This is a genomic window from Citrobacter sp. S-77, from assembly GCF_963864895.1.
Taxonomy (GTDB): Bacteria; Pseudomonadota; Gammaproteobacteria; order Enterobacterales; family Enterobacteriaceae; genus Citrobacter; species Citrobacter murliniae.
In genome coordinates, this window is sequence record NZ_CAWLWU010000002.1 from 517,449 (window position 1) to 537,840 (window position 20,392).

General features: G+C 51.7%; 19 protein-coding genes. 10 read left to right on the forward strand and 9 right to left on the reverse strand.

The genetic code is table 11. The features are described 5' to 3' along the window. Positions 1-80 precede the first annotated feature (80 nt). On the reverse strand, positions 81-1,223 hold the full coding sequence (gene caiA, locus AACS05_RS03130; RefSeq protein WP_045439656.1) for a crotonobetainyl-CoA dehydrogenase: 1,143 nt from the start codon (positions 1,221-1,223) through the stop codon (positions 81-83). Positions 1,224-1,256: 33 nt separating this feature from the next. Beyond that, positions 1,257-2,774 carry an L-carnitine/gamma-butyrobetaine antiporter gene (gene caiT, locus AACS05_RS03135; protein ID WP_045439665.1) on the reverse strand — a complete coding sequence of 506 codons (1,518 nt, stop codon included), beginning with the start codon at positions 2,772-2,774 and terminating at the stop codon, positions 1,257-1,259. Positions 2,775-3,255: 481 nt separating this feature from the next. Here caiT and AACS05_RS03140 point away from each other — a divergent pair, with 481 nt between their 5' ends. From AACS05_RS03140 to folA, 9 genes are all read left to right on the forward strand, one after another. Beyond that, a complete protein-coding gene (locus AACS05_RS03140) occupies positions 3,256-4,026 on the forward strand; it encodes an electron transfer flavoprotein FixA (protein WP_045439668.1) in 771 nt (256 codons plus the stop codon). Positions 4,027-4,041: 15 nt separating this feature from the next. Continuing rightward, complete coding sequence (locus AACS05_RS03145; RefSeq protein WP_045439670.1) at positions 4,042-4,983, forward strand: electron transfer flavoprotein subunit alpha/FixB family protein; 942 nt, start codon at positions 4,042-4,044, stop codon at positions 4,981-4,983. A 47-nt stretch (positions 4,984-5,030) separates the two neighbouring features. Further along, positions 5,031-6,317: an FAD-dependent oxidoreductase gene (locus AACS05_RS03150; RefSeq protein ID WP_045439672.1), complete on the forward strand. Its 1,287-nt coding sequence runs from the start codon at positions 5,031-5,033 to the stop codon at positions 6,315-6,317. Beyond that, the gene (gene fixX / locus AACS05_RS03155) at positions 6,314-6,601 is read left to right on the forward strand and encodes a ferredoxin-like protein FixX (RefSeq protein WP_045439675.1); all 288 of its coding nucleotides are present in this window, start codon (positions 6,314-6,316) and stop codon (positions 6,599-6,601) included. Before AACS05_RS03150 ends, fixX begins: the two co-directional genes overlap by 4 nt. Positions 6,602-6,751: 150 nt before the next feature. After that, positions 6,752-8,095: an MFS transporter gene (locus tag AACS05_RS03160; protein WP_045439678.1), complete on the forward strand. Its 1,344-nt coding sequence runs from the start codon at positions 6,752-6,754 to the stop codon at positions 8,093-8,095. A 90-nt stretch (positions 8,096-8,185) separates the two neighbouring features. Continuing rightward, complete coding sequence (locus AACS05_RS03165) at positions 8,186-8,419, forward strand: YgdI/YgdR family lipoprotein (RefSeq protein WP_005124493.1); 234 nt, start codon at positions 8,186-8,188, stop codon at positions 8,417-8,419. A gap of 104 nt (positions 8,420-8,523) precedes the next feature. Then, positions 8,524-9,054: a glutathione-regulated potassium-efflux system oxidoreductase KefF gene (gene kefF, locus AACS05_RS03170; protein WP_045439684.1), complete on the forward strand. Its 531-nt coding sequence runs from the start codon at positions 8,524-8,526 to the stop codon at positions 9,052-9,054. Continuing rightward, positions 9,047-10,909, forward strand: coding sequence for a glutathione-regulated potassium-efflux system protein KefC (kefC, locus tag AACS05_RS03175; protein WP_045439686.1), 1,863 nt, complete (start codon positions 9,047-9,049; stop codon positions 10,907-10,909). Before kefF ends, kefC begins: the two co-directional genes overlap by 8 nt. A 198-nt stretch (positions 10,910-11,107) precedes the next feature. Further along, positions 11,108-11,587 (forward strand): type 3 dihydrofolate reductase, encoded by a 480-nt coding sequence (gene folA, locus AACS05_RS03180; RefSeq protein WP_136345316.1) that lies wholly within the window; start codon positions 11,108-11,110, stop codon positions 11,585-11,587. A gap of 99 nt (positions 11,588-11,686) precedes the next feature. On the opposite strand, the gene apaH is transcribed toward folA, so the two are convergent. From apaH to lptD, 6 genes are all read right to left on the reverse strand, one after another. After that, a complete protein-coding gene (apaH, locus tag AACS05_RS03185; RefSeq protein ID WP_045439691.1) occupies positions 11,687-12,535 on the reverse strand; it encodes a bis(5'-nucleosyl)-tetraphosphatase (symmetrical) ApaH in 849 nt (282 codons plus the stop codon). A gap of 10 nt (positions 12,536-12,545) precedes the next feature. After that, a complete protein-coding gene (gene apaG / locus AACS05_RS03190) occupies positions 12,546-12,923 on the reverse strand; it encodes a Co2+/Mg2+ efflux protein ApaG (protein WP_045439694.1) in 378 nt (125 codons plus the stop codon). A gap of 2 nt (positions 12,924-12,925) precedes the next feature. Further along, positions 12,926-13,747 carry a 16S rRNA (adenine(1518)-N(6)/adenine(1519)-N(6))-dimethyltransferase RsmA gene (rsmA, locus tag AACS05_RS03195; RefSeq protein WP_045439696.1) on the reverse strand — a complete coding sequence of 274 codons (822 nt, stop codon included), beginning with the start codon at positions 13,745-13,747 and terminating at the stop codon, positions 12,926-12,928. Next, a complete protein-coding gene (pdxA, locus tag AACS05_RS03200; protein WP_045439698.1) occupies positions 13,740-14,732 on the reverse strand; it encodes a 4-hydroxythreonine-4-phosphate dehydrogenase PdxA in 993 nt (330 codons plus the stop codon). The genes rsmA and pdxA overlap by 8 nt, the downstream gene beginning before the upstream one ends. Next, on the reverse strand, positions 14,732-16,018 hold the full coding sequence (surA, locus tag AACS05_RS03205) for a peptidylprolyl isomerase SurA (RefSeq protein WP_045439701.1): 1,287 nt from the start codon (positions 16,016-16,018) through the stop codon (positions 14,732-14,734). The genes pdxA and surA overlap by 1 nt, the downstream gene beginning before the upstream one ends. A gap of 179 nt (positions 16,019-16,197) precedes the next feature. Beyond that, the gene (lptD, locus tag AACS05_RS03210) at positions 16,198-18,558 is read right to left on the reverse strand and encodes an LPS assembly protein LptD (protein WP_045439703.1); all 2,361 of its coding nucleotides are present in this window, start codon (positions 18,556-18,558) and stop codon (positions 16,198-16,200) included. A gap of 255 nt (positions 18,559-18,813) precedes the next feature. Between lptD and djlA the strand changes: the two genes are divergently transcribed. Continuing rightward, the gene (djlA, locus tag AACS05_RS03215; RefSeq protein ID WP_045439706.1) at positions 18,814-19,626 is read left to right on the forward strand and encodes a co-chaperone DjlA; all 813 of its coding nucleotides are present in this window, start codon (positions 18,814-18,816) and stop codon (positions 19,624-19,626) included. Between the two features lie 96 nt (positions 19,627-19,722). Here the strand turns inward: djlA and rluA are convergent, their stop codons facing one another. Beyond that, the gene (gene rluA, locus AACS05_RS03220; protein WP_045439709.1) at positions 19,723-20,382 is read right to left on the reverse strand and encodes a bifunctional tRNA pseudouridine(32) synthase/23S rRNA pseudouridine(746) synthase RluA; all 660 of its coding nucleotides are present in this window, start codon (positions 20,380-20,382) and stop codon (positions 19,723-19,725) included. Between the last annotated feature and the right edge of the window lie 10 nt (positions 20,383-20,392).

Sequence of the window (20,392 nt, forward strand, 5' to 3'; positions counted from 1 at the left end):
TAGGCCCGGTAAGCTCAGCGCTACCGGGCATGTTTCCGGATGAGGGCTTAGCTCTCTCTCCGGCCTACAGATGCGCCGACTTAACGGTATTGTTTCAATACCGAACGGCCCAATGTCAGGATCTGCATTTCATCAGAGCCCCCGGACACACGGTCAACGCGCAGGTCACGCCAGAAACGTGTGATGCGATGGTTGCCCGCGATACCGACACCACCCAGCACTTGCATGGAGGTATCTACCACTTCAAATGCGGCATTGGCGCAGAAGTATTTGCACATTGCTGCATCACCAGAGGTGATGGTACCGTTATCCGCTTTCCACGCGGCTTCCAGCAGCATGTTTTTCATCGAGTTAAGTTTGATCGCCATGTGCGCAAACTTCTCCTGAATCAGCTGGAAGCGTCCAATAGCTTCGCCAAACTGCACACGTTGATTCGCGTAGCGTGCCGCATCTTCAAACGCACACATTGCTGTACCGTAGTTAGTCAGTGCGACGAGGAAACGCTCGTGGTCAAACTCTTCTTTTACGCGGTTGAAACCATTACCTTCCCGACCGAACATGTCTTTTTCGTCCAGCTCTACGTCATCAAAGGTGATTTCACAGCAGCTATCCATACGCAGGCCGAGCTTCTCCAGCTTGTTGACCTTGATACCCGCTTTGCTCATGTCAACAAACCACTCGGTATAAACAGGTTTATCCGGCGATGCTCCATCTCTTGCCATTACCACGATGTACGGGGTATAGGCGCTACTGGTGATGAAGCACTTACTGCCATTAAGATAAACCTTACCATTTTTGCGTGTATAAGTGGTTTTCAGACTGCCAACATCCGATCCTGCTCCCGGTTCTGTAATCGCGGAGTTCCACATCTGCTTACCGGTGCCCTGGAACGCCATGATTTTATCAATTTGCTCCTGGGTTCCTTCACGCAAGAAAGTGTTAAAACCACCTGGCAATTGGTACAGCACGTAGGTTGGAGCGCCAAGACGACCCAGTTCCATCCAGACAGCGGCAACGGTGACGAATCCCGCTTCCAGACCGCCGTGTTCTTCCGGGATCAAAAGGCTGTCGATGCCCATATCCGCCAGTGCTTTCACAAAACGCTCTGGGTAGACGCTATCGCGATCGCACTCGGCAAAATAAGCTTCCCAGTTCTCACTGGCCATCAGTTCACGAATACCAGCGACAAACAGCTCCTGCTCGTCATTCAAATTGAAATCCATCTTCAAGCCTCTTCAGTAATGGGTTAATTAAACTTATTTATCTTTCCAGTGCACTTTGGCGTCTTTAATAAAGGACAGCGTTACCATGATGTTGACGAAGAACAGCGGGCACCCACCGGCGATAATCGCAGTCTGTATGGGCTTCAATCCTCCCAGTGCCAACAGAACGATACCGATGACACCTACCAATACTGACCAGCCGATACGTACCAACAGCGGAGGTTCTTCACCATCGCGAACTTCACGGCAGGTGGACATCGCCAGGGTATATGAGCAGGCGTTGATGAGTGTGACGGTGGCGATAAAGCAGAGGATAAAGAATCCCCACATGGTGGCTGTGCTGAACGGCAATGCGGCCCAGGTTTCGATAATGGCGCGCGCCACGCCGTGCTGTTCAATCAGTTGTGGGATGTTGAGGATGTTTTTATCCATCAACAGCAGAGTGTTACTGCCAAGCACGGTCCACAGGATCCAGGTAGAGGCGGTCAAGCCCAACACCATCCCGAAGCACAGTTCACGCACGGTACGGCCGCGAGAGATACGGGCAAGGAAAATACTCATCTGGATGGCGTAAATGACCCACCATGCCCAGTAGAAGACGGTCCAGCCCTGTGGGAAGCCGCCTTTGCCGATGGCATCGGTATAGAACAGCATGCGCGGCAAGTACATCAGCAGCATACCGACGGAATCGGTGAAGTAGTTCATGATGAAGCTGGCACCGCTGACGATAAACACCCAGCCCAACATCAGAAAACTCAGGTAGCTACGCACATCGCTGGCGATTTTGACCCCTTTTTGCAGGCCACAAGCCACGCAAATTGCGTTCAAAATGATCCAGCAGGTAATGATGATTGCGTCTAATTGCAGCGTGTGCGGAATACCAAACAACCACTGCATACACTCGGTAACCAGCGGTGTCGCCAGCCCAAGACTGGTGCCCATTGCGAAGATCAGCGCGACCAGGTAGAAGTTATCTACGATAGTGCCGAATAACCCTTTCGCGTGTTTTTCACCGACCAGGGGAACCAGCGTGGAGCTGGGGCGGATAACATCCATCTTGCGTACAAAGAAGAAGTAGGCGAATGCCACCGAGAGGAAGCTATAGGTTGCCCACGGCAGAGGCCCCCAGTGGAACAAGCTGTAGGCCAGACCAATCTCTTTCGCCGGTGTCGATCCTGGCGTTAGCGCGAACGGCGGCGTGGAGATGTAGTAATAGATCTCTATCGAACCCCAGAACAGCACGGCGGCTGAGGTGCAGGAGGCAAACATCATAAAAATCCAGCTGGCTGTGCTGAACTCAGGTTTTTCGTCGCCTAATTTCTTTTTAGCATAGGGACCAAAGACCAACCAGAACCAGCCGAATAGCATAACGACCATATACCATTCAAATGCCCAACCCCAGACATTGGTGACGTAACTGAATACCGCATTAATAACAACATTAGCGGCATCAAGATCTCTTACTGTTAGCCAACAAAGTATTCCGACAATTATTAATGGCGGAAAGAAAACCTTTGGCTCAATTCCCGATTTTTTCTTTTCATTTTTCATAAGTGAATTCCAGTTTGAAAACGAAATTTATTTAGCGTTCCCTTTTTTGCTGTTTTGTATATTTATTATTAATAATTTGTTGATAACTATTTAACCTCTGGGGCGCCTCAGTGAGTAACTCATAATGGGTATTCATTACGGGGCATTCTGTTAACTCTGTCACACTTTTATTTCTGGTGTGTTTTGCTTTGTTTTTGCTTTATTTTTGTTGAAAATCATGTGTTTATGCCTATTCTTTGGGTGTTTTTAGCGAACTGCCTTTCAATATTGGTGATCCAGAAAACAATATTGAAAGTTTTCATATTTGTTTGCATCTTTTCAATATTGGTGAGGCACGTAACACTATTGAAAGTTGCAAATATCAATGTGTGACATTTTCAATATTGGTGATTAAGGTTTTATTTCCGAATTAAAGAGCGTGATATCTGTATTTAACACTGCCGATATGAATAACGTTTCCTTCATGATTTCTGGAGATGCAATGAAGATAATTACTTGCTACAAATGCGTGCCTGATGAACAGGATATTTTGATTAATAATGCTGATGGTTCACTGGATTTCAGTAAAGCGGATGGCAAAATCAGTCAGTACGATCTGAATGCGATAGAAGCGGCCTGTCAGTTAAAACAGCAACTGGGAGAAGCCCAGGTCGTCGCCTTGAGCGTAGGTGGTAAAGCGCTGACAAATGCAAAAGGCCGCAAAGATGTGCTCTCGCGCGGGCCTGATGAACTGATTGTCGTAATTGACGATCGGTTTGAGCAGGCGCTGCCGCAGCATACGGCGACCGCACTGGCTGCTGCCGCGCAAAAATCCGGTTTTGATTTGATCGTCTGCGGCGACGGCTCCTCCGATCTTTATGCCCAGCAGGTTGGTCTGCTGGTGGGGGAAGCGCTGAATATTCCAGCGATTAACGGCGTGAGCAAGATCCTCTCTCTGGCTGATAACACCCTCATTGTTGAACGTGAGCTGGAAGATGAAATTGAAACCCTGAGCATTCCGCTCCCGGCAGTTATTGCGGTCTCAACAGATATCAACACGCCACAAATCCCTTCCATGAAAGCCATCCTCGGCGCAGCGAAAAAACCGGTTCAGGTCTGGTCGCCAGCGGACATTGAGCTCAATGCCGTGGAGGCGTATTCCGTACAACAGGTTGCAGCACCGAAGCAACGTGAGCGTCAGCGCGTTGTGATTGAAGGTGACGGTGAAGAACAGATTGCTGCGTTTGTCGAGAGTCTTCGCAAAATCATTTAATTATCAGGGGATGTTATGAACAAGTTTTCCAGTATCTGGGTATTCAGCGATACCCCTTCTCGTCTGCCGGAGCTGATGAATGGTGCGCAGACTTTAGGTGAAAAAATCAATACGTTTGTGCTCAACGAAGCTGATAGTGCAGCGGCGTTCCAGCTTGGTGCGGATCATGTCTGGCTGCTCAGCGGTAAGCCAGATGATCGTATGGTGGAAGATTATGCCGGCGTGATGGCTGAGACTATTCGCCAGCACAGTGAAGGTGGTGCGGTGCTGTTGCCGAATACACGTCGCGGTAAGCTGCTGGCGGCGAAACTGGGTTTTCGTTTGTCTGCGGCGGTCTCTAACGATGCCAGTGCGGTGGCATTGCAGGACGGTAAGGCTGCGGTTAAACATATGGTCTACGGTGGACTGGCTATGGGCGCTGAAACGATCGCTTCGCCGTTTGCCGTGATGACGCTTAGCAGTGGGACATTTGACGCCCAACAACCCGATGCCTCCCGCAGTGGCGAGATGCACACCGTACAGTGGCAGGCTCCGACCACTGCCGTCACCCGTACCGCAACGCAGGCTCGTAAGAGCAATAGCGTTGATCTCGACAAAGCACGTCTGGTGGTCAGCGTGGGACGCGGTATTGGCAGCAAGGATAATATTTCTCTGGCCGAAGCGCTGTGCCAGACCATTGGTGCTGAGTTGGCGTGCTCCCGTCCGGTAGCGGAAAATGAGAAGTGGATGGAGCATGAACGCTACGTCGGTATCTCCAACCTGATGCTCAAACCTGAACTGTATCTGGCCGTGGGGATTTCAGGACAGATCCAACATATGGTCGGTGCTAACGGTGCCCAGACTATTTTCGCCATCAACAAAGACAAAAATGCCCCGATCTTCCAGTACGCGGATTATGGCATCGTTGGCGATGCGCTGAAGATCCTGCCTGCATTAACGGCTGCATTAGCGCGCTAAACCATTTCGGCAGGGCGCTATATGCCCTGCCGCTGACAGGAGTTTTTATGTCTGAAGATATCTTTGATGCCATCATCGTGGGTGCAGGGCTGGCCGGTTCGGTTGCGGCGCTGGTGCTTGCCCGTGAGGGGGCTCAGGTGTTGGTTATCGAGCGTGGTAATTCTGCTGGCGCGAAGAATGTCACCGGTGGGCGCATCTACGCGCATAGCCTGGAGCGTATCATCCCCGGTTTTGCTGAACAGGCTCCCATTGAACGCATGATCACCCACGAAAAACTCGCCTTTATGACCGAACAAGGGGCGATGACGATGGATTATTGCAACGGTGAAGAAGCCGCGGCATCGCAGGTTTCTTACTCGGTATTGCGCAGTAAATTTGACGCCTGGTTGATGGAGCAAGCTGAAGAAGCAGGGGCCCAGCTTATCACCGGTATTCGCGTGGATAACGTTGTTCAGCGTGATGGCAAAGTCGTGGGTGTGGAAGCCGATGGCGATATTCTTGAAGCAAAAGTTGTGATCCTCGCTGATGGGGTGAATTCTCTGCTGGCAGAAAAGCTGGGAATGGCAAAGCGCGTTGAAGCCGCTCATGTTGCCGTTGGCGTGAAGGAGCTCATTGAATTACCGAAGTCGGTAATTGAAGATCGCTTTCATCTGCAAGGGAATCAGGGGGCAGCCTGTCTGTTTGCCGGTTCACCGACCGATGGTCTGATGGGCGGTGGCTTCCTTTATACAAATGAAACAACCCTTTCTCTGGGGCTGGTGTGCGGTCTTCATCACCTGAAAGACGCTAAAAAATCGGTCCCACAAATGCTGGAAGATTTCAAACAGCACCCGGCTGTTGCTCCATTAATAGCGGGTGGCAAGCTGGTGGAGTATGCCGCCCACGTTGTACCGGAAGCAGGAATGAATATGCAGCCTGAGCTGGTTGGCGATGGTGTGTTGATAGCCGGTGATGCCGCAGGCATGTGCATGAACCTTGGCTTCACCATTCGCGGCATGGATCTAGCCGTGTCGGCAGGAGAGGCGGCTGCTAAGACGGTGCTCTCCGCCATGAAGCGCGATGATTTTAGCAAACAGGCGCTTACCGAATATCACCAGCATCTGGACGATGGCCCGATGCGCGACATGCGCATGTACCAGCGCTTGCCTGCATTCCTTGATAATCCACGCATGTTTACAGCTTATCCAGAGATGGCGGTTGGTATCGCCCGTGACCTGTTCACCGTTGATGGTTCGGCCCCTGTTCCTATGCGTAAAAAAATGCTGCGTCATGCGAAGAAAGTGGGCTTCATCAACCTGCTGAAGGATGGCCTTAAAGGAGTGACCGTATTATGACTTCTCCTGTCAATGTGGACGTCAAGCTGGGCGTCAATAAATTCAATGTGGATGAAGAAATCCCGCATATCATTCTGAAAACTGAGCCCGATCAACAGGTGCTGGACGTGTTAATTAAAGCCTGTCCGGCAGGACTGTATAAAAAACAGGACGATGGCAGTGTGCGTTTTGATTACGCCGGATGTCTGGAATGCGGTACATGTCGGATTCTTGGGCTTGATACGGCGCTGGAAAAATGGGAATACCCACGCGGGACGTTTGGCGTGGAGTTTCGCTACGGCTAATAAGTACAGGTTTGTGCACCCGTAGGCCGGATAAGACGCCTCTGTGTCGACATCCGGCAATAATAACGTGACGCCAGTGCCGGATAGCGGCGTAAATGCCTCCTCCGGCCTGGATATAACGCTTTGCCCGTGTTGAAACAGGAAGTCGCTATGCAGCAGCCCAGGAACTTTGATGACATCAAATTTACCTCCATTCACCGCCGGATAATGCTGTGGGGAAGCGGTGGGCCGTTTCTGGATGGTTATGTGCTGGTGATGATAGGCGTTGCGCTGGAGCAGCTCACACCAGCATTGAAACTGGATGCCGAATGGATTGGCCTGCTGGGAGCCGGGACGCTGGCCGGGCTGTTCGTTGGTACATCACTGTTTGGTTATATCTCCGATAAGGTCGGACGGCGCAAAATGTTCATCATCGATATTATCGCCATTGGCGTGATATCGGCGGCGACAATGTTCGTCACATCTCCTGTTGAGCTGCTGGTAATGCGCGTGCTGATCGGCGTTGTGATTGGGGCAGATTATCCCATTGCGACCTCCATGATCACCGAGTTTTCCAATACCCGCCAGCGTGCTTTCTCCATCGGTTTTATTGCCGCTATGTGGTATGTCGGCGCCACCTGTGCCGATCTGGTCGGCTACTGGCTGTATGATGTTGAGGGGGGATGGCGCTGGATGCTGGGCAGCGCGGTGATCCCTTGCATTTTGATCCTGATTGGTCGCTTTGATCTGCCTGAATCACCACGCTGGCTGCTGCGTAAAGGCCGGGTAAAAGAGTGTGAGGAGATGATGATAAAGTTGTTCGGCGAACCGGTGGTGTTCGACGAAGAAGCGCCGCAGGAAACTCGTTTTCTCCAGTTGTTTAACCGTCGCCACTTCCCGTTTGTCTTGTTTGTTGCCGCTATCTGGACCTGCCAGGTGATCCCGATGTTTGCCATTTACACCTTTGGTCCACAGATTGTCGGGCTGCTGGGCCTCGGTGTCGGGAAAAGCGCCGCGCTGGGGAATGTGGTGATCAGCTTATGCTTTATGCTGGGATGTATTCCGCCGATGTTCTGGCTGAACAGCGCAGGTCGTCGACCGCTATTGATTGGCAGCTTCGTGATGATGACACTGGCGCTGGCTGTGCTGGGGCTGGTCCCGGATATGGGGGCATGGCTGGTGGTACTGGCATTTGCCGTGTATGCGTTTTTCTCGGGTGGGCCAGGGAATCTCCAGTGGCTATATCCCAATGAACTGTTCCCTACCGATATCCGTGCGTCAGCCGTCGGCGTGATTATGTCATTGAGTCGCATCGGGACCATTATTTCAACCTGGGCGCTCCCTGTGTTTATCACTAAATATGGGATCAATTCTGTGATGTTAATGGGAGCAGGGATTTCGCTAATAGGACTGCTTATTTCCATTGCTTTTGCACCGGAAACGCGAGGGTTGACGCTCGCTCAGACGAGTCAAATGACGATTCGCACCAAGTCCGTATCCCGGGCCAGTTATTAGGAGTGTTCTGTATTTTCCCTGTTACTCAGTCAGTTAGCCTACAGTTAACGGGTATATCACTGAAAATGACTGAAAAGCAGGGAGAACACCATGCAAAAACATATTCTGATCACCTCTATTTTTACCGCAGCTGCTCTGTTTACCGTCGCCGGTTGTTCCTCTAACCAGGCGGTCAAAACCACTGATGGTAAAACGATCGTCACCGATGGCAAACCGCAGGTAGATGATGATACCGGCCTGGTATCGTATAAAAACGCGGAAACTGGCAAAACGGAACAAATCAACCGTGACCAGGTTAAAGACATGAGCGAACTTGACAACTAGTTCAGTTTTCTCCATTCAGCTACTCAATAATATTGACTTTTAGCCTGCTGATTAAGTGACTAAACTCACTGTTATTACAATAATGCAGTGATAGCAGGCTAATCATGATTCTCATCATTTACGCACATCCCTATCCGCAGCACTCGCATGCGAATAAGCGGATGCTTGAACAGGCAAGGACGCTGGAAGGCGTTGAAATTCGCTCGCTCTACCAACTCTATCCCGACTTCAATATCGATATCGCTGCTGAACAGGATGCACTGGCTCGCGCGAGCCTTATTATCTGGCAGCATCCTATGCAATGGTACAGCACACCCCCTTTACTCAAACTGTGGATGGATAAAGTTCTCTCCCACGGTTGGGCATATGGTCATGGGGGGACCGCGCTGCATGGTAAACATCTGCTGTGGGCGGTGACGACCGGTGGTGGGGAAAACCACTTTGAGATCGGTTCCCATCCGGGGTTTGACGTGCTCTCTCAGCCTTTGCAGGCGACAGCGATATATTGTGGTCTCAAGTGGCTCCCACCGTTTGCTATGCACTGCACGTTTATCTGTGATGACGAAACGCTACAGGCGCAGGCCCGTCATTACAAACAACGTTTGCTGGAATGGCAGGAGGCACACCATGGATAGCCATACACTAATACAGGCGCTGATTTATCTCGGCTCGGCGGCGTTGATTGTACCGATTGCCGTCCGACTGGGTTTAGGCTCTGTGCTGGGCTATCTCATTGCCGGATGTATCATTGGTCCGTGGGGGCTACGATTGGTCACAGACGCAGAGTCTATACTGCATTTTGCTGAAATCGGCGTAGTTCTGATGCTGTTTGTTATCGGTCTGGAGCTGGATCCGCAGCGTCTGTGGAAACTGCGTGCATCGGTTTTCGGCGGCGGCGCACTGCAAATGGTGGTCTGTGGTGGATTGATCGGCGTGTTCTGTATGTTCCTCGGCCTGCGCTGGCAGGTGGCGGAACTGATTGGTATGACGCTGGCACTCTCCTCCACGGCCATCGCCATGCAGGCAATGAATGAACGCAACCTGATGGTTTCACAAATGGGGCGCAGTGCATTTGCCGTGCTGTTGTTCCAGGATATTGCCGCTATCCCGCTGGTAGCGATGATTCCACTACTGGCTGCGAGTGGTGCGTCGACGACGCTGGGAGCTTTCGCTCTGTCTGCGCTGAAAGTGGCTGGTGCGCTGGTCCTGGTGGTTCTGTTGGGGCGCTATGTCACCCGTCCGGCATTACGTTTTGTGGCGCGTTCTGGCCTGCGGGAAGTCTTTAGTGCCGTCGCACTGTTTCTCGTATTTGGCTTCGGCTTACTGCTAGAAGAGGTCGGACTGTCGATGGCAATGGGGGCGTTTCTGGCGGGCGTATTACTGGCGAGTTCTGAGTACCGCCACGCGCTGGAAAGCGATATCGAGCCGTTTAAAGGGCTGCTGTTGGGACTCTTTTTCATCGGCGTCGGCATGTCTATCGACTTTGGGACGCTGATTGATAATCCACTGCGTATTGTCACTCTGCTGGTGGGGTTCCTGGCGATTAAAACCATTATGTTGTGGATTATTGCGAAACCGCTGCGGGTGCCGAATAAGCAGCGTCGCTGGTTTGCCGTATTATTAGGACAGGGGAGTGAGTTTGCCTTCGTGGTGTTTGGCGCAGCGCAAATGGCAAATGTGCTCGATCCCGACTGGGCGAAAGCGTTGACGCTGGCGGTAGCACTCTCAATGGCGGCCACGCCGATTTTACTGGTTGTCCTGACGCGGCTTGAGAAATCGGCTACCGATGAAGAACGTGAGGCGGATGAAATTGACGAGGAACAACCCCGGGTGATTATCGCCGGATTTGGGCGATTCGGTCAGATAACCGGTCGTTTGCTGCTGTCGAGTGGAGTGAAGATGGTCGTGCTCGATCACGATCCGGACCACATTGAAACGCTGCGCAAATTTGGTATGAAGGTTTTTTATGGCGATGCGACCCGTATGGATCTGCTGGAGTCAGCTGGCGCAGCTAAAGCTGAGGTAATTATTAATGCTATCGACGATCCCGAAACCAGCCTGCAGCTGACCGAAATGGTGAAAACCCATTTCCCTCATCTACAAATTATTGCCCGTGCGCGCGATGTTGATCATTACATCCGCTTGCGTCAGGCGGGAGTAGAGATGCCTGAACGTGAAACTTTTGAAGGTGCACTGAAAACCGGGCGCCTGGCACTGGAAGGTCTTGGGCTTGGGCGTTATGAAGCCCGTGAACGGGCCGATGTGTTTCGTCGCTTCAATACGTTGATGGTTGAAGAGATGGTGAAGGGGGAAAACGATGCGGTTTCCCGTGCGGCTGTCTATAAACGCACCAGTGCAATGCTGAGTGAAATTATTGCTGAGGATCGTCAGCATCTATCTTTAATTCAACGCCATGGCTGGCAAGGCACGGATGAAGGTAAACATACGGGCGACGTCGCCGATGAGCCGGAAGTGAAACCGTCAGCATAAGGTACAAAATGTGATGTTCTGCAAACTTTACTGCTAACTGGCTGTTTTTGAACTACTGTAATGCTGGCGTACCACCTTAAATAGGTCGGTTCGCCAGCAGAACGAAAAATTTTCCTGCTCATCCTCTTTCCGCCAGTCGACGAAAGATTGCGCTTTCCGTATAGTGGCGACAATTTTTTTGTATCCGGGAAATATTCAATGATCAGTCTGATTGCGGCGTTAGCGGTAGATCGCGTCATCGGTATGGAAAACGCCATGCCGTGGAACCTACCTGCCGATCTCGCCTGGTTTAAACGTAATACCTTAAACAAGCCAGTTGTCATGGGACGCCATACCTGGGAATCCATCGGGCGACCGTTGCCAGGGCGTAAAAATATTGTCATTAGTAGCCAGCCAGGCACCGACGATCGCGTGCAGTGGGTGAAGTCTGTCGATGAGGCAATTGCTGCCTGTGGCGATGAACCTGAAATTATGGTGATTGGCGGTGGGCGTGTGTATGAGCAGTTTCTGCCGAAAGCGCAGAAATTGTATCTGACGCATATTGACGCTGAAGTAGAAGGGGATACGCATTTCCCGGACTACGAGCCGGATGACTGGGAATCTGTTTTCAGCGAATTCCATGATGCCGACGCGCAAAACTCTCACAGCTATTGCTTCGAGATTCTGGAACGTCGTTAATACACTATGTAGGCCTGATAAGCGAAGCGCCATCAGGCAATAGATGGCGTGAATGCCGGATAGCGGCGTAAATGCCTTATCCGGCCTACAGAATGCTCATCAGCCGTTTACAACTTCGCCCGGATCCAGATCTACATGGCGATTTGACGGCTGTACAAAGTATTGTTTGTCTTCCCAGCGCAGACAGGTGAGATCTCCCCCCCAGCAGCAACCAGTATCCAGCGCGTAAATACCTTCCGGAGTGCCTTTGCCCTCCAGCGATGCCCAGTGCCCGAATGCAATGCTATACGCTTCACTGACCGGGCCGGGGATGGCAAACCAGGGCTTCAGCGGAGCTGGGGCATCTTCCGGCGACTCTTTGCTGTACATATCCAGTTGACCGTTGGGGAAACAGTAACGCATACGGGTAAAGGCGTTGGTAATAAAACGTAATCGTGCCAGCCCCGTCAGCTCCGGCGTCCAGTTATTCGGCATGTCGCCATACATGGCATCAAGGAAGAATGGATAGGAGTCGCTCGACAGTACTGCTTCGACATCACGGGCACACTCCTTTGCGGTCTGCAGATCCCACTGTGGCGTAATACCCGCATGCGCCATCACCAGCTTCTTCTCTTCATCAACCTGCAACAGCGGTTGGCGGCGTAACCAGTTAAGCAGCGCGTCGGCATCCGGTGCTTCGAGTAACGACGAGAGTCTGTCTTTAGGTTTATTGCGACTAATACCTGCAAATACGGCCAGCAGATGTAAATCATGATTACCTAATACCAACCGTACGCTGTCGCCAAGTGATTTGACATAGCGCAGCACGTCCAGTGAGCCAGGACCACGGGCGACCAAATCGCCGGTAAGCCATAAGGTATCTTTCCCAGGGGCAAAGTCTACTTGATGCAGCAATGCGATCAGTTCGTCGTAACAACCGTGAACGTCGCCAATGAGGTATGTCGCCATAGCTATTGTTTTAGTGAATGAGTGTAGGAACGGCGAGTCGGAATACGGGAATATCGATGGTAAAGGCGACGCCCTGCTCATCAATCATTTCGTAATGACCCTGCATGGTGCCCAGCGGCGTTTCAATAACCGCGCCGCTGGTGTACTGGTATTCTTCACCAGGTTCAATGTGGGGCTGAACGCCAACCACACCTTCGCCCTGAACTTCGGTTTCGCGGCCATGGCCATTGGTAATCAACCAATAACGCCCCAACAGCTGCACTGGTGCTCGCCCCAAATTGCGGATGGTCACGGTATAGGCAAAAACGTAACGTTCATCATCAGGTGAGGATTGAGCCTCAATATAGACGCTTTGTACCTGAATACACACTCGGGGCGAATTGATCATGCTTAACTCTCCTTCGATGGCGCGTTTTCTGACAGATAGTTAGCCATCCGGCAGTATTGCGCGACAGAGATATTTTCTGCTCGCATCGCCGGATCAACTCCCAGCTCTGTCAATACTTCAACGCTGAACAGATTACCGAGGCTGTTACGTACCGTTTTGCGGCGCTGATTAAACGCTTCGGTCGTAATACGGCTCAGGACGCGAACATCTTTAACCGGGTATGGCATCGTGGCGTGAGGAACCAGACGCACTACCGCGGAATCTACTTTAGGAGCCGGTGTGAAGGCCGATGGCGGCACTTCGAGTACCGGGATAACCTGGCAGTAATATTGTGCCATGACGCTTAATCGACCATACGCTTTACTGTTTGGCCCTGCAACCAGACGATTGACCACCTCTTTTTGTAACATGAAATGCATGTCGGCAATGGCATCAGTATAGGTAAAAAGATGGAACATTAGCGGCGTGGAGATGTTGTAAGGCAAGTTGCCAAACACGCGCAGCGGCTGACCCATTGTCTGCGACAGTTCACCGAAGTTCATGGTCATGGCGTCTTGCTGATAGATGGTCAGCTTCGGCCCTAAAAACGGGTGCGTTTGCAGACGGGCTGCCAGATCGCGGTCCAGTTCAATGACGGTTAGCTTGTCCAGACGTTCACCTACCGGCTCGGTCAGTGCAGCAAGGCCCGGGCCGATTTCGACCATGGCCTGACCCTTTTGTGGGTTGATAGCAGAGACAATACTTTCGATCACAAACTGATCGTTGAGGAAGTTTTGCCCGAAACGTTTACGGGCTAAATGGCCCTGATGGACTCGATTATTCATTGGTATTAACAATCATTTTGATGGCGAGATTAAGCGCCGTAATAAAACTGCCGACATCGGCTTGCCCACGACCCGCAAGTTCAAGTGCGGTGCCGTGATCAACGGATGTGCGAATAAATGGCAGGCCCAGTGTGATATTCACACCGCGACCAAATCCCTGGTATTTTAGCACGGGGAGGCCTTGATCGTGGTACATTGCCAGCACGGCATCCGCGCTATTGAGATATTTGGGCTGAAACAGGGTGTCTGCGGGCAGTGGACCGTTTAACTTCATCCCCTGTGCGCGCATTTCATCGAGAACCGGAATGATTGTATCTATCTCTTCCGTACCCATATGACCGCCTTCACCCGCATGTGGATTAAGTCCACATACCAGAATATGTGGATCAGGGATACCAAACTTCGTGCGTAAATCATGATGCAGAATACCGATCACTTCCCGTAGTAACGCAGGCGTAATGGCATCGGCAACGTCCCTGAGCGGCAGATGCGTGGTCGCCAGAGCAACGCGCAGCTCCTCAGTTGCCAGCATCATCACCACTTTTTTCGCCTGTGAGCGCTCTTCAAAAAATTCGGTATGACCGGTGAACGGCACGCCAGCATCATTAATCACGCCCTTGTGTACGGGGCCTGTGATCAGAGCTGAAAATTCACCTTGCAGGCAACCGTCGCACGCACGAGCCAGCGTATCCACCACATACTGCCCATTTTCCACTACCAACTGACCCGGTACGGCAGGTGCGCGTAGCGCAATCGGGAGCAACGTCAATGTGCCCGCAGATTGTGGTCTGGCTGGTATATCTTGATTGTAGGGGAGGAGCGAGAGTGGTAAACCGAGCATCGCTGCCCGGTTGGAAAGTAGCGCGGCATCGGCGCAGACGACGAGCTCTACCGGCCATTCACGCTGCGCAAGCTGAACGACCAGATCCGGACCAATCCCGGCGGGTTCGCCGGGAGTGATAACAACGCGTTGAGTACGGGTCATTAGTTGCTCAGAATTTTAACGTACGCGCTGGCGCGCTGTTCCTGCATCCAGGTCGCTGCTTCTTCCGAGAATTTACGGTTCATCAGCATGCGATAAGCACGGTCTTTCTGCGCCGCGTCAGTTTTATCAACGTTACGCGTGTCTAGCAGTTCGATCAGGTGCCAGCCAAAAGAGGAATGCACCGGTGCACTCATCTGGCCTTTGTTCAGTCGGGTCAGCGCATCGCGGAAGGCTGGATCGAAAATGTCTGCTGCAGCCCAACCCAGATCGCCGCCCTGGTTTGCCGATCCAGGATCCTGAGAGAACTCTTTTGCTGCTGCTGCAAAGGTCGTTTTACCGCTCTTAATATCCGCTGCGATTTGTTCCAGCTTCAGACGTGCCTGCTGATCGGTCATGATCGGCGATGGCTTCAGCAGAATATGGCGGGCGTGAACTTCAGTCACGGAGATGCTCTGACTCTGGCCACGCATATCATTAACTTTCAGAATGTGGAAGCCGACACCAGAACGAATCGGGCCGATAATGTCGCCTTTTTTCGCGGTGCTTAACGCCTGAGCAAAGATGCCTGGCAGTTCCTGAATACGACCCCAGCCCATCTGACCGCCTTTCAGCGCCTGCTGATCGGCAGAATAAGTGATGGCCAGCTTGCCGAAATCACTACCGTTACGCGCTTCGTCAACAACAGAGCGCGCCTGGCTTTCAGCTTCGTTAACCTGATCTGAGGTTGGATTTTCCGGTAAAGGAATAAGAATGTGGCTCAGATTGAGTTCAGTGCTGGCATCATTTTGGTTGCCAACCTGCTGCGCCAGGGCATCAACTTCCTGCGGCAGGATCGTGACACGGCGGCGTACTTCATTGTTGCGCACCTCAGAGATAGTCATCTCTTTACGGATTTGGCTACGATAGGTCGAATAGCTTAAGCCATCCTGAGCCAGACGGCTGCGCATTTGGTCCAGCGTCATGTTGTTCTGCTTGGCGATGTTAGCGATAGCCTGATCCAACTGCTCATCAGAGATTTTCACCCCCATCTTCTGACCCATCTGCAGAATAATTTGATCCATGATCAAACGTTCCAGGATCTGATGACGAAGCGTTGCATCGTCCGGAAGCTGCTGGCCAGCCTGACCTGCATTGAGTTTTACGGACTGCATTAAGCCATCGACGTCGCTTTCCAGAACGACGCCGTTATTGACGACGGCTGCGACTTTATCGACTACCTGTGGGGCAGCGAAACTGGTATTCGCGATCATGGCGATACCGAGAAGCAGCGTTTTCCAGTTCTTCATACTTTTTCCATTATTAATTAACCGCAATGCGGATTACGTAGTATACCCTTCGTCTTTCAAGCCGCATTTTTGTTGGCCGCCTTCACTCACCCCAGTCACTTACTGATGTAAGCTCTTGGGGATTCTCTCAGTTGCCGCCTCAATGCAGCTCGAAATCCATTGGGTATAAATCAGTCAGATCATAAAGCGCTTTGGTACGGCAATATGTTCGAACGCAACATTTGATTGGTGCCAAGGCCATAGTTAGAGCTCAGACCGCGCAGTTCGATATTAAAGCCGATCGTATTGTCATAAACTGCGTGTTGCTGGGTGTTATCCCAACCGTTCAGCTTACGTTCGTAGCCGAAGCGGATGGCGTAGCAGCAGGAGTTGTACTGCAAGCCCAGCATTGAGTCCGCTTCTTTGTTCACATTGGTATCAAAGTAGTAAGCACCGACAATCGACCAACGGTCGGCAATCGGGAAGCTTGCCACTGCGCCCACCTGCGAAATCCCGTTTTTATACTGCTCCGCTGTAGAGTAGTACGATGGCAGCGTAGCCTGAATATACTCAGAGCTGGCATAACGGTAATTCAACTGCAGCATGCGGTTTTCGTCACGACGATATTCGATGCTGCTGCTACTGGTGGCGACGCTGTCCAGACGGGTGTCGTACTGGATACCGCTGCGTAAACCCCAGCGATCGGATATACGCCAGTAGGTATCGCCTGCCCATACCAGTGAGCCGGTTTTGTCGTCATTCTCCCATTTAATGTTGTCATCGCCGGTGCGAGACTCCGTGAAATAGTAGATTTGACCCACGGAAATATTAAAACGTTCAACGGCCGCGTCATCATATACGCGAGATGTGACACCGGTAGTGACCTGGTTGGCGGAAGCAATACGGTCCAGACCGCCATAAGTGCGGTCACGGAACAGGCCGCTATAGTCAGATTGCAGCAGTGAGGAGTCATAGTTATAGATATGACTTTGGTCACGATACGGTACGTACAGGTACTGCGCGCGCGGCTCCAGCGTCTGGGTATAACCCGGTGCCAGCATTGCCATGTCACGCTCAAATACCATTTTGCCGTCAACTTTAAACTGCGGCATCACGCGGTTGGCCGATTCGTCCAGCTTGTTTACGTTGCCCGGATTATTATTGTACGTATCCAGATTCGTTTGCTGATAATGCGTTGCCAATAGCTTCGCTTCAGTGTTGATGCTTCCCCACTGATTGGATAACGGCAGATTGATAGTTGGCTCAAGGTGAACTCGTGTGGCTTCCGGCATATTGTCATTGGTATTGACGAAATGCACCGCCTGACCATAAATGCGGGTATCGAACGGACCCACATCATTCTGATAGTAGTTGACGTCTAACTGCGGTTGCGCAGAGTAACTGTTGCTGTTTTGGGCGTCGAAGACCTGGAACTGCTTGGTCGATATCGTGGCATCAAAGTTCTGTACCGCGTAGCCAACGCTGAATTTTTGCGTGGCATAGCCGTCGGTACTGGAGCCGTATTTATTATCGAAATCATTAAAGTAGCTGGTATCGCTGACTTTGGTATAGTCGACGTTGAAACGCCACACCTGGTCCATTACCCCGGCATGTTGCCAGTAGAACAGCCAGCGGCGCGAATTGTCATCCTTCGGATGTTCATCATCGTAAACTTTGTCGGAATTCAGATAGTCAAATTCCATCAGGCCCGCACCCGCCTGAGTGAGGTAACGGAATTCGTTCTCCCACATAATACCGCCACGACGGTGCATATAATGCGGCGTGATGGTGGCGTCCATATTGGGCGCGATATTCCAGTAATACGGAAGGTAGAACTCAAAATAGTTATTGGTGGAGTATTTTGCGTTCGGGATCAGGAAGCCAGAACGTCGCTTATCTCCAACGGGAAGCTGTAAATAAGGGCTGTAAAAGACCGGAACCGGGCCCAGCTTGAAGCGAGCGTTCCAGATTTCTGCCACCTGTTCTTCGCGGTCGTGGATCACTTCGCTACCGACAACGCTCCAGGTATTAGATCCCGGCAAACAGGAGGTAAAGCTACCGTTCTCCAGAATGGTATAGCGGTTTTCACCACGCTGTTTCATCAGGTCCGCTTTCCCGCGCCCCTGACGGCCAACCATCTGATAGTCACCTTCCCAGATGTTGGTATCTTTTGTATTCAGGTTAGACCAACCCTTCGGTCCCTTCAGAATGACCTGGTTGTCATCATAGTGGACGTTACCCAGAGCATCGACGGTGCGAACCGGCTCCGGCAGACCCTCGGCCTGTTTCTGATGAAGCTGTACTTCATCGGCCTGCAGGCGGCTATTACCCTGGGCGATATCCACGTTGCCGGTAAACACGGCGTCATCCGGGTAATTCCCTTTCGCGTGATCGGCATTGATGGTAACGGGTAACTCGTTTGTCTCGCCCTGCACCAGAGGACGGTTATAGCTTGGCACGCCCAACATGCACTGTGAGGCGAGATCGGCTGCCAGACCCTGCTGACTATAGAGGGCGCTGGCAATCATGGTGGCCAGAAGAGTGGGAATACGTTTTTTCATACGTTGTATTTATTGTTCCATCATCAGTAGCGTCGCGCGTGACAAACGGTCACAGCCTAACTTATCTCATCTTCACTGCGCTAGTATTAATCCTGCCCATTTAGGCATCCGTGGTGTTAGGCACGGCATTGAATGACAGGTATGATAATGCAAATTATAGGCGATGTCCCACAATTGACCGCAGCCGTAAAACGGTAAAAGCACCTTATATTGTGGGACATAGCCTGGCTGACAGCATAAAGATTTGGGGAGTCTATGCAGTATTGGGGAAAGATTATTGGTGTAGCCGTGGCCTTAATGATGGGCGGCGGCTTCTGGGGCGTGGTTTTGGGCCTGTTAGTTGGCCATATGTTCGACAAAGCTCGCATGCGCAAAATGGCATGGTTTGCGAATCAACGTGAACGTCAGGCACTGTTTTTTGCCACCACTTTTGAGGTGATGGGACATCTGACCAAATCCAAAGGACGCGTCACGGAAGCAGATATCCATATTGCCAGCCAACTGATGGATCGGATGAATTTGCACGGTGACTCACGTACCGCCGCTCAGCATGCCTTCCGGGTGGGAAAATCAGATAATTACCCATTACGTGAAAAGATGCGCCAGTTTCGTAGCGTCTGTTTTGGCCGTTTCGATCTGATCCGCATGTTTCTGGAGATTCAGATCCAGGCCGCGTTTGCCGATGGGTCATTGCATCCTAACGAACGCGAAGTGCTGTACGTAATTGCAGAAGAACTGGGGATCTCGCGTACGCAATTTGATCAGTTCCTGCGCATGATGCAGGGGGGCGCGCAGTTTGGTGGAGGATACCAGCAGCAGTCTGGTGGCGGCTGGCAGCAGGCGCAACGAGGACCTACGCTGGAAGATGCCTGTAACGTGCTTGGCGTTAAAGCAACCGATGATGCGACGACCATTAAGCGAGCCTATCGCAAACTGATGAGTGAGCACCATCCTGATAAACTGGTTGCGAAAGGGTTGCCGCCGGAGATGATGGAAATGGCGAAACAGAAAGCGCAGGAAATCCAAAAAGCTTACGAGTTGATTAAGGATCAAAAAGGGTTCAAGTGATTGCTTTGTCGGATGGCGGCTGGCGTCTTATCCGGCCTACGTTATGAATGTAGGCCGGGCAAACGAAGCGTCTCCGGCATAAATTGGCTCTGAGATTTAAAAATCTGCCGGGACTTTAAACGTCATACTGTTGCCGTAGGCGGGGTGGGTGATGGTTAGCATCTCCGCATGCAGTAGCAAGCGTGGTGCCATCGCCAGGGCTTCCGGCGGGGCATAGAAGCGATCGCCCAGAATCGGATGCCCTAACGCCTGCATATGTACGCGAAGCTGATGGGAACGCCCGGTAATAGGTTTGAGCACCACCCGGGCGGTATTATCCGCAGCAAACTCCACGACTTCATACTCGGTCTGCGCGGATTTGCCGGTTTCATAACACACTTTCTGCTTTGGTCGGTTCGGCCAGTCACAAATCAGTGGTAAATCAACCAGTCCCTCGGCAGGTGAGGGATGTCCCCAGATGCGCGCGACATATTGCTTCTTCGGCTCACGCTCGCGAAACTGACGTTTTAGCTCGCGCTCTGCCGCTTTGGTCAGCGCCACTACAATCACACCGCTGGTTGCCATATCCAGACGATGTACGGATTCAGCCTGTGGATAGTCGCGCTGAACACGTGTCATCACGCTGTCTTTGTGCTCTTCAAGACGACCCGGCACGGACAACAAACCGCTCGGTTTGTTGACCACCATAATGTGTTCATCCTGATACAGGATAACCAACCAGGGTTCCTGCGGCGGATTGTAGTTTTCCATCCCCATGTATGACTCC

Bases quoted from the DNA above. Each gene is read 5' to 3' on its own strand.
- caiA (WP_045439656.1), bottom strand. From the start codon at position 1,223: ATGGATTTCAATTTGAATGACGAGCAGGAGCTGTTTGTCGCTGGTATT.
- caiT (WP_045439665.1), bottom strand. From the start codon at position 2,774: ATGAAAAATGAAAAGAAAAAATCGGGAATTGAGCCAAAGGTTTTCTTT.
- AACS05_RS03140 (WP_045439668.1), top strand. From the start codon at position 3,256: ATGAAGATAATTACTTGCTACAAATGCGTGCCTGATGAACAGGATATT.
- AACS05_RS03145 (WP_045439670.1), top strand. From the start codon at position 4,042: ATGAACAAGTTTTCCAGTATCTGGGTATTCAGCGATACCCCTTCTCGT.
- AACS05_RS03150 (WP_045439672.1), top strand. From the start codon at position 5,031: ATGTCTGAAGATATCTTTGATGCCATCATCGTGGGTGCAGGGCTGGCC.
- fixX (WP_045439675.1), top strand. From the start codon at position 6,314: ATGACTTCTCCTGTCAATGTGGACGTCAAGCTGGGCGTCAATAAATTC.
- AACS05_RS03160 (WP_045439678.1), top strand. From the start codon at position 6,752: ATGCAGCAGCCCAGGAACTTTGATGACATCAAATTTACCTCCATTCAC.
- AACS05_RS03165 (WP_005124493.1), top strand. From the start codon at position 8,186: ATGCAAAAACATATTCTGATCACCTCTATTTTTACCGCAGCTGCTCTG.
- kefF (WP_045439684.1), top strand. From the start codon at position 8,524: ATGATTCTCATCATTTACGCACATCCCTATCCGCAGCACTCGCATGCG.
- kefC (WP_045439686.1), top strand. From the start codon at position 9,047: ATGGATAGCCATACACTAATACAGGCGCTGATTTATCTCGGCTCGGCG.
- folA (WP_136345316.1), top strand. From the start codon at position 11,108: ATGATCAGTCTGATTGCGGCGTTAGCGGTAGATCGCGTCATCGGTATG.
- apaH (WP_045439691.1), bottom strand. From the start codon at position 12,535: ATGGCGACATACCTCATTGGCGACGTTCACGGTTGTTACGACGAACTG.
- apaG (WP_045439694.1), bottom strand. From the start codon at position 12,923: ATGATCAATTCGCCCCGAGTGTGTATTCAGGTACAAAGCGTCTATATT.
- rsmA (WP_045439696.1), bottom strand. From the start codon at position 13,747: ATGAATAATCGAGTCCATCAGGGCCATTTAGCCCGTAAACGTTTCGGG.
- pdxA (WP_045439698.1), bottom strand. From the start codon at position 14,732: ATGACCCGTACTCAACGCGTTGTTATCACTCCCGGCGAACCCGCCGGG.
- surA (WP_045439701.1), bottom strand. From the start codon at position 16,018: ATGAAGAACTGGAAAACGCTGCTTCTCGGTATCGCCATGATCGCGAAT.
- lptD (WP_045439703.1), bottom strand. From the start codon at position 18,558: ATGAAAAAACGTATTCCCACTCTTCTGGCCACCATGATTGCCAGCGCC.
- djlA (WP_045439706.1), top strand. From the start codon at position 18,814: ATGCAGTATTGGGGAAAGATTATTGGTGTAGCCGTGGCCTTAATGATG.
- rluA (WP_045439709.1), bottom strand. From the start codon at position 20,382: ATGGGGATGGAAAACTACAATCCGCCGCAGGAACCCTGGTTGGTTATC.